Below are 14,848 nucleotides of genomic sequence, written 5' to 3'. Positions count from 1 at the left end.
CCGCGTTGCGTTGCGCGCTTTTATCACCGCCCGCATTGGGCGATGCTTTACGCGCAGATGGGTAAAAGGCATATTTGACGCTGCTTTTCAGCAATGGCGATGTTTTTGCTGACAGGGAATCGTCGTTCAGTGTTTATTGCTTTGGCTGCCCGGTTTCTGCTGCCGGCTCGACGGCGGCTCAATGCTGGGCGTCGTGGCGGTAGTGTTGCGGCGACTGGCCCATGACCTTCTTGAACAGGCGGGAAAAATAGTAGGCATCTTCGTAGCCCAGACGCTGGCTGATATCGCTGAAGCTTAGATCGGTGTTGTCGAGCATCCGGCAGGCTTTTTCTACCTTCAGATGGAGAAAGTGCTGAATCGGCGAGGTGCCGGTTTCTTCGCGGTAGCGCGTGGCAAAATGTGCCGGCGACAGGCCGGCCAGGTCGGCCAGGTGTTTCAGCGTCAGGCGCTGGTCAAGGTGTTCGTGCATGTAGTCGTTGAGGCTATGCCGTCCGGCCTGAAAGCTGTGGCGGGTGCCGTCCATATAGCCGGGCACCGCCGCCAGCAGCTGCCTGAGCCGGTTGGCGGCGTGAATCAGGCCGGGCATGCGAAATCCCGTCTGGCTGACCGACAACAGGCCGTTGAAGTCGGCCTGCAGCCCGGGTTGCTGCCCCGGGTGGCGTATTCGAGTGGCGTGGTCAAAGCCCATGTAGTGATGAAAGTCGTCGGCCAGCGGTCCGGCGTAATGAACCCAGTGTATCGTCCAGGGGTTGTCCGGGTCGGCGGTGTAACGATGGCTGGCGCCGGCGGGTAACAGCAGAAGATCGCCGGCGGTCACCGGCCAGGGCTGGCCCTGAACATTCAGAAATGCCTTGCCTTCCGTGCAGTAAATCAAAAGATTGTCGCGGTGACGTTCTCGGTGCATGTGGTGTCCCGCTGCCCGGCGATAATGGCCGAACGCCAGCGGATACAGCTCGCGAGTTAGCGGATGCTCGGAAAGCCGGCGCGCCGTGGGGGCCGGAATTACATAGCGAAGGCTGTCGGAGGAGACCGGCCACTGCGATGTCTGGGTCATTCGGGCTGCTACCATGGGGGGATTGTTATCAAAATATAGTCCATCAAGGTCGAAATTTAGTCAATCACGAACTTCCCGGGTAGCTGCTAGGGTTGATGACATGCAGGCCCGGTAAGCACGTTCGGGGCTGCCTCCCGTACAACAACAAGCAGGGGGTGCATCATGCACAACGTTCCGCTTTATCTCGCCGGCGACTTTGTCGAGAGCCAGACGACCGACTGGATCGACGTCACCGACCCGGCGACCAACCGGGTTATCGCCAGGGCGCCGGTGACCACCGATGCCGAAATGCAGCGGGCGATCGAGAATGCCGGCGAGGTGTTCAAGACCTGGCGAGACGTGCCGGTTTCCGAGCGCGCACGGGTTATGCTGCGCTATCAGGCGCTGCTTAAAGAGCATCACGACGAGATTGCCGGGATCCTCTCGCAGGAAACGGGCAAGACGCTGGACGATGCCAAAGGCGATGTCTGGCGCGGCGTCGAGGTTGTCGAGCACGCGGCCAGCGTAGGCTCGATGATGATGGGCGAAACCCTGGGCAACGTGGCGCGCAACGTGGATACCCACTCCTGGATTCAGCCGCTGGGCGTTTGTGCCGGCATTACTCCGTTCAACTTCCCGGCGATGATTCCGCTGTGGATGTTTCCGATGGCGATTGCCTGCGGCAACACCTTCGTGCTCAAGCCGTCCGAGCAGGTGCCGCTGACGGCGATGCGGCTCGCCGAATTGTTTGAACAGGCCGGTGCCCCGGCGGGCACGCTGCAGGTGGTCCACGGCGGCAAGGCGCAGGTGGATACGCTGCTCACCGACCCGGCGATCAAGGCGATATCCTTCGTCGGCTCGGTGCCCGTCGGCCAGTACATCTACGAGACCGGCACCCGGAACATGAAGCGTGTCCAGAGTTTTGCCGGGGCCAAGAACCACATGGTGATCATGCCGGACGCCGACAAGCAGCAGGTCATCAACGCCCTGGTGGGCGCCTCGGTAGGTGCCGCGGGGCAGCGCTGTATGGCGATTTCCGTGGCGGTGTTCGTGGGCGAAGCCCAGGCCTGGATTCCCGAGCTCAAGGAGGCCATGACCAAAGTCAGGCCGGGCGCTGCGGATGACGATGCCGCCGGCTACGGGCCGATGATCTCGGCGGCGGCCAGAGACCGGGTGGAGTCGCTGATTACCAGCGGCGAAGACCAGGGCGCCAACCTGCTGCTGGACGGCCGCGGCTTTACCATCGAGGGGCTGCCGGACGGCAACTGGGTGGGCCCGACGCTGTTTTCCGGGGTCACCACCGAGATGGCTATCTACAACGAGGAAATCTTCGGCCCGGTACTGGCCTGCATGGAAGAAGACAGCCTGGACGCCGCCATCGAGCTGATCAACCGCAGCCCCTACGGTAACGGCGTGTCGATCTTTACCGGCTCCGGCGGGGCAGCGCGGCGCTTTCAGCACGAGATCGAAGTGGGGCAGGTCGGGGTCAATATTCCCATTCCCGTGCCGCTGCCGTTTTTCTCCTTCACCGGCTGGAAGGGGTCGTTCTACGGTGACCAGCATGCGTACGGCAAACAGGCGGTGCGCTTTTATACCGAGACCAAGACGGTCACCTCGCGGTGGTTCTCCAGCGAGGCGACGCCGGAAGCCAATTTCTCCATCCAGCTGCGTTAGCCGCACGAGTGGCGGGGCCGGTCGGGGAGGTGTGCCCGCCCGGCCGATAGCCCCGCCTGCGGCCGGATAGCGTTATCCGGCGAGATTACGATCGGGAGAATTGCGATGCAATATGATCTGACTGACGACCAGCTGGCGTTTCGCGACGCTGCCCGCACCTTTGCCGAAAAGGCCATGGCGCCCCATGCCGCCAAATGGGACGACGAGCATATCTTCCCCGTGGAGCTGCTCAGGGAAGCCGGCGAAATGGGCTTCATGGGCATTTATACCCCGGAAGCCCTGGGCGGCATGGGGCTGTCGCGGCTGGATACGTCCGTCATCGTGGAAGAGTTGGCGGCCGCCTGCCCGTCCACGGCGGCGTACATCACCATTCACAACATGGCGACCTGGATGGTGGCCACGTTCGGTCAGCAGGACTGCCGGGAAGCGGTGGTGCCCCAACTGGCCAGCGGCGAATGGCTGGCGTCCTACTGTCTGACCGAGCCCGGCGCGGGGTCCGATGCGGCCAGCCTGCGCACCCGGGCGGTGCGCGACGGCGATGACTACCTGATCAGCGGCAGCAAGGTGTTCATTTCCGGCGCCGGCGATACCCATATTCTGGTGTTGATGGCGCGTACCGGCGGCCCCGATTCCGGCGCCGGGGGCATTTCCACCTTTGTGATACCGGCAGAGGCCGAAGGTATTACCTACGGCAGGCTGGAAGACAAGATGGGCTGGCATTCCCAGCCGACCCGCATGGTCAGCTTCGATAACGTCCGCGTACCGGCATCTCGCCGGCTGGGGGCCGAAGGCGACGGCTTTGCCATTGCCATGCAGGGCCTCGACGGCGGGCGGCTGAACATTGCCACCTGCTCGTTGGGCGGCGCTCAGGCGGCCTTGCTGCGGGCCCGTGACTACATGCACGAGCGCGAGCAGTTCGGCAAGCCGCTCGCCGCGTTTCAGGCGCTGCAGTTCAAGATCGCCGATATGGCGACCCAGCTGACGGCGGCTCGGCAGATGGTGCGGCTCGGGGCTTTCAAGCTGGATAACGACGACGCCGAGGCCACGCTGCACTGCGCCATGGCCAAGCGCTTTGCCACCGATGTCTGCTTCGACGTGGTCAATGAGGCCCTGCAGCTGCACGGCGGCTACGGCTATATTCGCGAATATCCGCTGGAGCGCTATCTGCGCGATTTGCGTGTCCACCAGATTCTCGAAGGCACCAACGAAGTCATGCGCCTGATTGCGGCGCGCCGTCTGCTGGACGACGGTGTCGTCGAAGCGATCCAGTAAGCGCCGCTCAGGCGGCGTCGACAACCCGACACAACAAGACTTGACGACAATAAAGGGGATAACCAATGGCGACGATCACGTTTATCGGTCTGGGCAACATGGGCGGCCCCATGGTCAGCAACCTGCTCAAGGCCGGGCACGATATCACGGTTTTTGATCTGTCGACGGAAGCGGTCGAGGCGCGCGTTGCCGAAGGCGCCAAAGCTGCGGCCACGGCCGCTGAGGCCGTTCAGGGCGCGGAATGCGTCATCACCATGCTGCCGGCGGGCAAGCACGTCGAGGCTGTCTATCTGGGTGCGGAGGGCCTGCTGGCCCAGCTGCCGGCGGGGACCCTGGTGGTCGATTCCTCGACCATCGCGCCGGAAACCTCGCGCGCCGTGGCCGAGCAGGCCCGGGCGAATGACATTCCGTTTCTCGACGCGCCGGTCTCCGGCGGGGTCGGCGGCGCCCGGGCCGGCGCTCTCACGTTTATCTGCGGTGGCGCCGAAGCGACTTTCAACCGAGCCAGGCCAATTCTCGACGTCATGGCGAAAAATGTGTTTCTGGCGGGTGACAACGGTGCTGGCCAGATCGCCAAGATCTGCAATAACATGCTGCTGGCCATTCTCATGACCGGCACCAGTGAAGCGCTGGCGCTCGGGGTTAAAAACGGGCTGGATCCGTCCGTGCTCTCGGAGATCATGAAACAGAGCTCCGGGGGCAACTGGGCGCTCAACGGCTATAACCCCTGGCCGGGGGTCATGGACGGCACGCCAGCATCACGCGGCTACGACGGCGGCTTTCTGGTCAACCTCATGAACAAGGACCTCGGGCTGGCGTTTGATAACGCCGTTGGCCACCATGCCGCGATCCCCATGGGCTCGCTGGCGCGTAACCTGTTCGAGCTGCATGCGGGGCAGGGCAATGGCTCGCTGGATTTCTCGAGTATTCAGCAGTTCTATACGCCCGATTCGGAAGGCTGAACGCGACACCTTTCAGCGGTCAGTGGTTGCTTTCAAGCAAGACAAAACGGCGCCCCGATTCATCGGGGCGCCGTTTTTTATCGTGGGCAGCAGGCCCCGGCGCTATGCGTTCATGTCGTCGATGGAAATTTCGCGCATGCGGAATTTCTGGATTTTGCCGGTGACGGTCATGGGAAACTCGTCCACGAACTTGTAGTGCCGGGGAATCTTGAAGTGGGCAATTTTGCCCTGGCAGAATGCCTTGATGTCCTCGCCGTTCAGAGTGTCGGCGTCCGGGTGCGGCTTGACCCAGGCGATAAGCTCCTCGCCGTAGGTCTTGTCGGGAATACCCGTGACCTGGACCTCCTCGATGGACGGATGCGTGTAGAGAAACTCCTCGATTTCCCGGGGATAAATGTTTTCCCCGCCGCGAATCACCATGTCCTTGATACGCCCGACGACCTCGATATAGCCCTCGTCGTCCATGGTCGCCAAATCTCCGGTGTGCATCCAGCCGGCGCTGTCGATGGCCTCATCGGTCTTTTCGGCGTTGTTCCAGTATTTGAGCATGACGCTGTAGCCGCGCGTGCACAGCTCGCCGGTCTCGCCCCGGGGCAGTACCCTGCCGCTGACCACGTCGACAACCATGCTTTCCAGGTGCGGCTGGGTTCGGCCGACCGTGCTGACCTGCTTGTCAAACGGATCCAGCGAGCTGGTCTGCGTCGAGACCGGGCTGGTTTCGGTCATGCCGTAGGCAATCTGCACCTCCTTCATGTTCATCTGCTGGTTGACCTTTTTCATCACTTCGGCAGGGCAGGTCGAACCGGCCATGATGCCCGTGCGCAGCGTGGAAAAATCGCAGTGGTCGAACGACGGGTCGGCAAGCTCGGCGATGAACATGGTGGGAACGCCGTAGAGCGACGTGGCTTTTTCCCGGTGAACGGCGTCGAGCACCGTGCCGGGCTCGAAGCCTTCCCCGGGGTAAATCATCGCGGCGCCGTGGGTGATACACCCGAGGTTGCCCATGACCATGCCGAAACAATGGTAAAGCGGCACGGGAATCACCACTCGATCGCGGTCGGTGAGCCGCTGGCTTTCTCCCACGAAAAAGCCGTTATTGAGAATGTTGTGGTGGGTAAGCGTAGCGCCCTTGGGGTTGCCGGTGGTGCCGGAGGTGAACTGGATGTTGATGGGGTCATCGAACTGCAGCCGATTTTGCACGTCGTCCAGCGTGGCCTGGGGGGTGTCGTCGCCGAAGCGGGTAAATTCATCCCAGGTCCACATGCCGTCGTGCTTTTCGCTGTCCATGTTGATCACCGCGCGCAGATCGGCCAGGCGCTGCGAATGGGTATGGCCCGGCGTGCCGGCGTGTAATTCCGGGGCGAGCTCATACAGCGATTCGCGGTAGTTCGAGGTCTTGAAGCGGTCGGCGGTGACCAGCACGCTGATGCCCGCCAGGTTCATGGCGTATTCCAGTTCATGAACGCCATAGGCCGGATTGATGTTGACGAGAATGGCGCCCATTTTGGCGGTGGCAAACTGGGTGACGGTCCACTCGTAGCGGTTGGGCGACCAGATACCGACGCGATCGCCGGGCTCAACGCCGATCGTCAGAAAGGCCCGGGCGGCTTCATTGACCCGCTCCAGAAATTCCCGGTACGTCCAGCGAATGTCCTGGTGCAGGCAGACCAGAGCCTCGTTGTCGGGATAGCGGGCCGCCGTGCGGTCCAGCATCTCGCCGATGGTCATGCCCAACAGGGGCGTGGTTGAAGTGCCGCTGGCATAGCTTGGAAGAGCTTGATTCATTGTCTTGCCTCCGGTTGTTGTTGTCATCGAGTGCTAACAGACACGGCCGGCCTGTTAGCGACTCTGGCCGTGATATTCGGGGTTGGGCTGCATGTCACTGGCAATCGCCACGCGATTGGTCATGTTGTAGCAGCCGATGACGTTGCTTAGATCCCAGATGCCGGTGTCGCTGAAGCCGGCCTCCCGGAGCTGCTGCACGGTTTCTGCAGTGACCGTGGACGGTGAGCGGGTCAGGTGCGACGCAAAATCCAGCATGGCGCGCTGGCGCTGGTCCAGCCGGGCGGTGCGATAGTTCATGACAAGGTGCTCGCCCAGCGTCGGGTCGCCGCTCATGACCCGTACCGCCGCGCCATGCGCAACAAGGCAGTAAAAACATCGGTTTTCCGACGAAACCACCACGGCAATCATTTCCCGTTCCAGCCGAGTCAGCTCGCTGTCGCCAAGCATCAATTCATTGTAGAAGCCGCTGAAGCCCGCCAGCTGTTTCAGATTGTGGCTGTAAGCGGTGAGCACATTGGGCACCATGCCGAGCTTTTCGCGGCAAAGCGCGAAATACTCGCGCACATCGGCAGGAAGGTCTTCTTCGCCGGGTATCGGCAGGTCCAGCGCCACCACGTTGTCAGGGGCTTGGGTCATGGAAACTCCACGGTCGTATCAGTTGTTTGTATGCGTGGTTTGAATAAACGGTTTGTATGAGCTGTTTGCAGCAGTTGGCCATGCCGGCGGGCTGTATCAGCCGTCGGCGGCTCCCTGGCGAGTTGCCCCCAGCGCCTGGCCGGTTTTCGAGCCGTTGGGCCGTTCGAGCTGCCGGCTGATCCAGTCCCCTGTTGCCGCCAGGCTGTCCAGGTTGACGCCGGTCCGGATGCCCAGACCGTCGAGCAGGTAAAGCACGTCCTCGGTGGCGACGTTGCCGGAAGCGCCCTGAGCATAGGGGCAGCCGCCAAGGCCGGCGACCGAGGCGTCAATAACGCTGACGCCTTCTTCCAGCACGGCGAAAAGGTTGGCCAGCGCCTGGCCGTAGGTATCGTGAAAGTGCGCGGCCAGGCGTTCGACGCGGACTTTTTGGGTGACGGCCGCTAGCATGCGTTTGGCCTTTAGCGGCGTGCCCGTGCCGATGGTATCGCCCAGGGAAATTTCATGGCAGCCCATGTCGGCGAGTTCGCCGGCCACCCGGGCGACCTGCTGCGGGTCGATATCACCCTCGTAGGGGCAGCCAAGCACGGTGGACACATAGCCGCGTACCGGAATGTCGTGTTCCCGGGCCGCCTCCATGACCGGATAAAAGCGGGCCAGGCTGTCGGCAATCGAGCAGTTGATGTTGTGCCGGCTGAAGGATTCGGACGCAGCGGCAAAGACCGCGACCTCGTTCACGCCGGCCGCCAGCGCATTCTCGAAGCCTTTCAGGTTGGGCGTCAGCGCGGCGTGACGCACATCCGGCCGGCGCCGGATACCCGCCATGACCTCGGCGGCGTCGCCCATCTGCGGCACCCAGCGTGGCGACACAAAGCTGGCTGCCTCGATATGACCGAGGCCGCTATCGCCCAGACGGTTAATCAGCTCGGTCTTGATGTCGGTCGCAATCAGGGGGCCGGCTTCATTCTGCAGGCCGTCCCTGGGGCTCATTTCCACCAGCCGCACCTCTCGGGGCAAAGTCATCGGCGTGTCTCCTCGGTGATTGTCGCGGCCCGGCGCGGGGCGGTTAACCTACCCGGCGGCATCTGCCGCGTGGGGCCCGGAATGATGATCGCCATCCCCGGCGTCGCTGTCCTCTTCGGCCACGTCAACGGCGATCAGTTCTTCACTTTCCGCGACCTGGTCACCTTCGGCATGGAAGACCTGGCTGACGACACCGTCTGCCGGCGCCTTGATCGCGTGCTCCATCTTCATGGCCTCCATGACCACCAGCGTCTGGCCGGCGCTGACGGCGTCGCCTACCGCTGCCTTGACCGCGACGATGGCGCCGTTCATGGGCGCGCTGAGCCCGCCCTCGGGGGCAAGGTCTTCCTCACCGTAGCGTTCGCGATAGCGGGTGCAGTGGAGGCTTTCCCCGCGATAAAACAGTACCAGGCGGTCATCCTGAAGGTGGCCGTGCACGCGGATGCGGTGATCGTTGATAGTGGCCTGGAGAACGTCGGCCTCGCGCCTGGCGACAAGATCATAAACCGCGTCGTCCACGGCGATGCGGTAACGGCCGTTGCGCTGCCGTACGCTCAGATCGTGCAGCGTGCCGTCGACTTCCAGCCGTAGCGTCGAGGTGTGTTCGCTGTTCAGGCGCCAGCTGTCCCGGCGGTTGAAGGGCGAGTCGGGGTCGGGCCCCGACCCCGGGGCGCCGTCGCTGTCCGGCGCTTCCAGCATGAAGCCGGCGGCCAGCACCAGGGTGGTGTGGGTATCGAGGCCGGAGTCGGCCAGCAGCTGTGGCTGATGGTCGTCGATAAAGCCGGTTGTCAGCCTGGCCTCGCGGAAGGCCGGGGCGTCGGCCAGGGCGTGAAGAAAGTGCACGTTGGTCTTGACGCCGGCGATGCGGTATTGCTCCAGCGCCTGGGTCAGGCGGTTGATGGCCTGCTCGCGGGTGGCATCGTGGACAATCAGCTTGGCAATCATGGGGTCGTAGTAAATGCTGATGTCATCGCCTTCGACGACGCCGGTATCAACGCGCACATGCTCGCTTTCTGCCGGCGTTCTCAGGTAGCGCAGACGGCCGGTGGCGGGGAGAAAATCCTGCGCCGGGTCCTCGGCGTAGACGCGCGCTTCGACAGCGTGTCCCCGGGTGGTGATCTGCGGTTGCGCCAGTGGCAGGGGCGCACCGCCGGCAATGTTGAGCTGCCATTCCACCAGATCCTGGCCGGTCACCATTTCGGTCACCGGGTGTTCCACCTGCAGCCGGGTGTTCATTTCCATGAAGAAAAACGAGCCGTCGACATCGTAGAGAAACTCCACGGTGCCGGCCCCCACATAGTCAATGGCCTGCGCTGCCTTGACCGCGGCTTCCCCCATGGCCTGGCGGGTGGCATCGCTCAGGCCCGGCGCCGGGGCTTCTTCCAGCACTTTCTGGTGGCGGCGCTGAATCGAGCAGTCGCGCTCGGCGAGATAAACCCCACGGCCGTCGTGGTCACAGAATACCTGGATTTCCACGTGGCGGGGCCGGGTGAGATAGCGCTCGATGAGCATATCCGGGTTGCCGAAGGCATTGGTGGCTTCGCGCTGGGCCGCGGCGAGGGCCTCGTCGAATTCCGCCAGGTCGGCGACTACGCGCATGCCCTTGCCGCCGCCGCCGGCGACGGCTTTCAGCAGCAGGGGGAAGCCGCATTTTTCGGCTTCGCGGCGCAGGGTAGCCGGCGACTGGTCGTCGCCGTGATAGCCGGGCACCAGGGGAACCCCGGCGTCGGCCATGATGGCCTTGGCGGCGGACTTGGAGCCCATGGCGGCAATGGCCGCGGCGGGCGGGCCGATGAAGACCAGCCCCCGGGCTTCGCAGGCTTCGGCAAAATCGGCGTTTTCGGAGACAAAGCCGTAGCCCGGGTGAATGGCCTCGGCGCCGCTGCGCCGGGCAATATCGATCAGCCTGTCGGTTTGCAGATAGCTGTCGGCGGCCGGTGCCGGGCCGATGCGAAACGCCTCATCGGCGAGGTTGACATGATGAGCGTCGGCGTCGGCATCGGAATAGACCGCAATACAGCGAATCCCCATACGCCGAGCCGTGCGGATAATACGGCAGGCAATTTCGCCCCGGTTGGCAATCAGGATGGTATTGAACATCAGGAGGTCTCCGGCATCCAGTTGGCGTGGCGTTTGTCGAGAAAGGCGCTGAGTCCTTCCTGACCTTCGGCGCCGACGCGGATCTCGGCGATGCGGCGGGCCGTGTCTTCCCGCAGGGTGTCGTCAATCGGTTGATGGCTGACGGCAAATATCAGGCGCTTGGCCGCCTGCATGGCTTCAGGGCCGTTTTGCGCCAGCTGGTGCAGCAGGGCATCGCAGCGGGCGTGCATGGCCTCAACGTCTTCGCAAACGCAATGCACCAGGCCAAAGTGTTCGGCTTCCCGGGCGCTGAAGACTTCCGCGGAAATGAAGTAGCGGCGCGCCTGACGTTCGCCCATGGCGCGGACTACGTAGGGGCTGATCACGGCGGGAATCAGGCCGAGCTTGACTTCGCTCAGGCAGAAGCGGGTCGCTTCGCTGGCAATCACCATGTCACAGCAGGCGGCCAGCCCCACGGCGCCGCCGAAGGCAGCGCCCTGCACCAGGCCGATGACCGGCTTGTCGAGATGATTGAGGCAGTCCATCAGCCGTGCCAGCTCGCGGGAGTCCTCGAGGTTTTCCTGCTGGCTGTTGTCGGCCATGCGCCGCATCCAGCCCAGATCGGCCCCCGCCGAGAAATGCTTGCCCGCCGAACGCAGCACGACCACCGCCGTATCAGGGTCGGCATTGACGTCGGTCAGGGCGTCGAGCAACTGTCCGATGATGACGTCGTCAAAGGCGTTGCGCTTTTCCGGCCGGTTGAGCACGATCTCGCTGACGCCAGGCGCGCGGCGCTGGAGAACGACGGCTGCTTCCGGCTCGGGTGTGGTGTTGTTGTCGGTCATGGTGCGGCTCCCATTACATCCGGAATACGCCGAAGCGTGTGGCTTCCGCCGGCCGGTTTAGGGTGGCAGAGAGGCTGAGGGCTACCACCTCCCGGGTCTGCGCCGGGTCGATGACGCCGTCATCCCAGAGCCGGGCGCTGGCGTAGTAGGGATGCCCCTGGTGCTCGTACTTATCGGCAATCGGTTTCTTGAAGGCCGCTTCGTCCGCGTCGCTCCATTCCTCGCCCTTGCGCTCCTTGCTGTCCCGGCGCACCTGCGCCAGCACGCCGGCCGCTTGTTCGCCGCCCATGACCGAAATCCGCGCGTTGGGCCACATCCACAGGAAGTCGGGGCTGTAGGCGCGGCCGCACATGCCGTAATTGCCGGCGCCGTAGCTGCCGCCGATCAGCACGGTGATCTTGGGCACGCTGGCGCAGGCCACCGCCATGACCATTTTGGCGCCGTGTTTGGCGATGCCCTCGGCCTCATACTTGCGCCCGACCATGAAGCCGGTGATGTTCTGCAGGAACAGCAGCGGAATGCGGCGCTGGGAGCAAAGTTCGATAAAGTGCGCGCCTTTCTGCGCCGACTCGCTGAACAGGATGCCGTTGTTGGCGACGATACCCACCGGGTAGCCGTGTATGTGGGCAAAGCCGGTAACCAGCGTTGAGCCGTAGTGGCGCTTGAATTCATCGAAGGCCGAGTCGTCCACCGTGCGCGCGATGATGTCGCGCACGTCGAACTGTTTGCGCAGGTCGGTGCCGACGATGCCGTAGATCTCCTCGGGATCATGGCGGGGCGGCAAAGGCGTTTGAATCTCGGCTTCGGCGGGTTTCCGGCGGTTGAGGTGGGCGATACAGCGCCGTGCCGTGGCCAGGGCGTGGCCGTCGTTTTCGGCGTAGTGATCGGCGACACCGGAGGTCTTGCAGTGTACGTCGGCGCCGCCCAGCTCCTCGGCGGTGACTTCTTCGCCGGTTGCCGCCTTGACCAGCGGTGGCCCCGCCAGAAAGATGGTGCCCTGGTTGCGGACGATAATGGATTCGTCGGCCATGGCGGGCACATAGGCGCCCCCGGCGGTACACAGGCCCATGACGACGGCAATCTGGGGGATATCATCGGCGGACATCCGCGCCTGATTGTAGAAAATGCGCCCAAAGTGGTCGCGGTCGGCAAAGACTTCATCCTGATGGGGCAGGTTGGCGCCGCCGGAATCCACGAGATAGATGCAGGGCAGACGGTTGGCCAGGGCAATTTCCTGGGCGCGCAGGTGCTTTTTAACGGTCAGCGGATAGTAGGTGCCGCCTTTTACCGTGGCGTCGTTGGCAATGATCATGCACTCGGTGCCGGACACGCGCCCCACGCCGGCGATGATTCCCGCCGCCGGCACGTCTTCGTCGTAGACGTTGTAGGCCGCCAGCTGGCCGATTTCGAGAAAGGGCGAGCCTTCATCCAGCAAGCGGTCGACCCGCTCTCGGGGCAACAGTTTGCCGCGATCGGTATGGCGTTGCTGGTAGGCGGGGCCGCCGCCCTGGTGAATGGTGGCGACCTTGTCCTGGAGGTCGGCAACGGCGTCTGCCATGTCGGCCCGGTTGGTCTGAAAGTCCTCGGACCCCGAGTTGATGTGGCTTTGCAGTATGGTCATAAAACGTGGGTTCCCTGCATCGTGTGCGGTAGGCGTGATGCGGTGCCGGCCGGCCCCGAAACGGCGCTTGGCCCGGGAGCCGCTATTTGTTCAGGAAAAGCTCGCGGCCAATCAGCATGCGGCGTATTTCGGACGTGCCGGCGCCGATTTCATACAGCTTGGCATCGCGCAGGAGACGCCCTGCGGGAAACTCGTTGATATAGCCGTTGCCGCCCAGCAGCTGAATCGCATCCAGCGCCATTTTGGTCGCCATTTCCGCGGAGTAGAGAATCGCACCGGCCGAGTCCTTGCGCGTGGTTTCCCCCCGGTCGGCGGACTGGGACACCATGTAGACGTAGGATCTGGCGGTGTTCATCCAGGTGTACATATCCGCGACCTTGCCCTGCACCAGCTCGAACTCGCCGATGGCCTGGCCGAACTGTTTACGCTCGCGGATGTAGGGGACGACCAGATCCATGGCTGCTTGCATGATGCCCAGAGGCCCGCCGGAGAGCACCAGGCGTTCATAATCCAGGCCGCTCATGAGCACCCGGGCACCGTTGCCGACCCCGCCAAGCACATTCTCTTTCGGCACCTTGCAGTCCTGAAATACCAGCTCGCAGGTGTTGGAGCCGCGCATGCCCAGCTTGTCGAGCTTCTGGTGTTGGCTGAAACCTTCCCAGCCGCTTTCGACGATAAAGGCGGTGATGCCTTTTGAGCCGGCGTCGCGGTCGGTTTTGGCATAAATCACGTAAACGCTGGCGTCGGGCCCGTTGGTGATCCACATCTTGTTGCCGTTGAGGACGTAGTGGTCCCCCTCGTCGCGGGCGCTGAGTTTCATCGATACCACGTCGGAACCGGCGTTGGGCTCGGACATGGCCAAAGCGCCGACGTGTTCGCCGCTGACGAGTTTGGGCAGGTAGGCCTGCTTTTGCGCTTCGCTGCCGTTGCGGTGGATCTGGTTGACGCAGAGGTTGGAGTGGGCGCCGTAGGAAAGACCCACGGAGGCCGAGGCGCGGCTGATTTCTTCAACGGCGATAACGTGCGCCATGTAGCCCATGCCCGAGCCGCCGTAGGCCTCGTCCACGGTGATCCCCAGCAGGCCCATATCGCCGAATTTTTGCCAGAGATCGGCAGGAAATTCGTTGGTGCGGTCGATCTCTTCGGCGCGAGGGGCGATCTCGGTAGCAGCAAAGTGATTGACCTGCTCGCGGAGTATGTCGAGCGTTTCGCCCAGGCCGAAGTTAAGCTCGGAATACGGTGATTTCATGATGCGAACCCCAGTGTTATGAGCCGGATGAAGACCGGTTGTTGTAGGTGGAAATGGTCGTTGTAGATGGAAGCGGTCGTTGTAAGTAGAAGCTGTCGGTAAAAAACTGGTGATAGAAGCTGTCGATGGAAGCTGTCGGCAAAAGATGAAGGGAGGCAAGACGCGGCAGCCGTCGATTCTGATGCCGCTACGCCGTCAGGGCTTTTTCTTCTGCACCTCGGCCAGCGCTTCCCGACACCGGGTCTCTGCCGAATCGATTTCCATCTCGACCAGGCTGATGTCCTTTTTCTGCTGTTCCAGATAGGTTCGTTTGTCGCTCAGCAGGGTCAGCATCTTGATAAGCTGCTTTTCGTTACCCAGCAGCGTCTCGTCCCAGAGCTCGAACAGTTCCCGGGTTTCCGCCAGCGAAAACCCCATGCGCTTGCCCCGGAGGATCAGTTTCAGGCGCACCCTGTCCTTGGTGCTGAAAACCCGGGTCTGTCCGCGCCGGGAAGGATTGATCAATCCCTGGTCCTCGTAGAAGCGGATGCTGCGGGTGGTAATATCGAATTCCCGCGATAGCTCGCTGATGCTGTAGGTTCTTTTACTGTTAATGGTCGGGTTTCCTTCAATCAGGCTATATAAAGTTGACGTTAACGTAAACATGATTCCGGTCGTTTGCAAGCCGGTCGT

The 14,848-nt window shown here is 62.8% G+C and carries 12 protein-coding genes; 3 read left to right on the top strand and 9 right to left on the bottom strand.

The window, feature by feature from the left end:
• Positions 1-178: 178 nt before the first annotated feature.
• Positions 179-1,054 (bottom strand): AraC family transcriptional regulator, encoded by an 876-nt coding sequence (locus C793_RS0108425; protein ID WP_017430498.1) that lies wholly within the window; start codon positions 1,052-1,054, stop codon positions 179-181.
• Positions 1,055-1,213: 159 nt separating this feature from the next.
• Here C793_RS0108425 and C793_RS0108420 point away from each other — a divergent pair, with 159 nt between their 5' ends.
• From C793_RS0108420 to mmsB, 3 genes are all read left to right on the top strand, one after another.
• On the top strand, positions 1,214-2,707 hold the full coding sequence (locus tag C793_RS0108420) for a CoA-acylating methylmalonate-semialdehyde dehydrogenase (RefSeq protein WP_217994467.1): 1,494 nt from the start codon (positions 1,214-1,216) through the stop codon (positions 2,705-2,707).
• Positions 2,708-2,812: 105 nt separating this feature from the next.
• Entirely contained in the window at positions 2,813-3,979 is a 1,167-nt protein-coding gene (locus C793_RS0108415) for an acyl-CoA dehydrogenase family protein (protein ID WP_017430496.1), read from the top strand.
• A 65-nt stretch (positions 3,980-4,044) separates the two neighbouring features.
• Positions 4,045-4,941: a 3-hydroxyisobutyrate dehydrogenase gene (gene mmsB, locus C793_RS0108410; protein WP_017430495.1), complete on the top strand. Its 897-nt coding sequence runs from the start codon at positions 4,045-4,047 to the stop codon at positions 4,939-4,941.
• Between the two features lie 102 nt (positions 4,942-5,043).
• Here mmsB and C793_RS0108405 read toward each other — a convergent pair whose 3' ends face one another.
• The 8 genes from C793_RS0108405 to C793_RS0108370 all read right to left on the bottom strand — a co-directional run bounded on the left by C793_RS0108405 (position 5,044) and on the right by C793_RS0108370 (position 14,821).
• On the bottom strand, positions 5,044-6,726 hold the full coding sequence (locus C793_RS0108405; protein WP_017430494.1) for an AMP-binding protein: 1,683 nt from the start codon (positions 6,724-6,726) through the stop codon (positions 5,044-5,046).
• A 54-nt stretch (positions 6,727-6,780) separates the two neighbouring features.
• Positions 6,781-7,362 carry a peroxidase-related enzyme gene (locus C793_RS0108400; RefSeq protein ID WP_017430493.1) on the bottom strand — a complete coding sequence of 194 codons (582 nt, stop codon included), beginning with the start codon at positions 7,360-7,362 and terminating at the stop codon, positions 6,781-6,783.
• Between the two features lie 96 nt (positions 7,363-7,458).
• Positions 7,459-8,382 (bottom strand): hydroxymethylglutaryl-CoA lyase, encoded by a 924-nt coding sequence (locus C793_RS0108395; protein ID WP_017430492.1) that lies wholly within the window; start codon positions 8,380-8,382, stop codon positions 7,459-7,461.
• Positions 8,383-8,430: 48 nt separating this feature from the next.
• On the bottom strand, positions 8,431-10,482 hold the full coding sequence (locus tag C793_RS0108390) for an acetyl/propionyl/methylcrotonyl-CoA carboxylase subunit alpha (RefSeq protein ID WP_017430491.1): 2,052 nt from the start codon (positions 10,480-10,482) through the stop codon (positions 8,431-8,433).
• Positions 10,482-11,306 (bottom strand): enoyl-CoA hydratase-related protein, encoded by an 825-nt coding sequence (locus C793_RS0108385; protein WP_017430490.1) that lies wholly within the window; start codon positions 11,304-11,306, stop codon positions 10,482-10,484. Before C793_RS0108385 ends, C793_RS0108390 begins: the two co-directional genes overlap by 1 nt.
• A gap of 13 nt (positions 11,307-11,319) precedes the next feature.
• Positions 11,320-12,927 carry a carboxyl transferase domain-containing protein gene (locus C793_RS0108380; RefSeq protein WP_017430489.1) on the bottom strand — a complete coding sequence of 536 codons (1,608 nt, stop codon included), beginning with the start codon at positions 12,925-12,927 and terminating at the stop codon, positions 11,320-11,322.
• Positions 12,928-13,009: 82 nt separating this feature from the next.
• Positions 13,010-14,176: an isovaleryl-CoA dehydrogenase gene (locus C793_RS0108375; protein ID WP_017430488.1), complete on the bottom strand. Its 1,167-nt coding sequence runs from the start codon at positions 14,174-14,176 to the stop codon at positions 13,010-13,012.
• 195 nt (positions 14,177-14,371) lie between these two features.
• On the bottom strand, positions 14,372-14,821 hold the full coding sequence (locus tag C793_RS0108370) for a MerR family transcriptional regulator (RefSeq protein WP_017430487.1): 450 nt from the start codon (positions 14,819-14,821) through the stop codon (positions 14,372-14,374).
• Positions 14,822-14,848: the final 27 nt, after the last annotated feature.

Source organism: Vreelandella jeotgali Hwa, assembly GCF_000334215.1.
GTDB lineage: Bacteria > Pseudomonadota > Gammaproteobacteria > Pseudomonadales > Halomonadaceae > Vreelandella > Vreelandella jeotgali.
The sequence above is the reverse complement of the archived record's forward strand: the minus strand, read 5'-3'. Positions and strand labels throughout refer to the sequence as shown.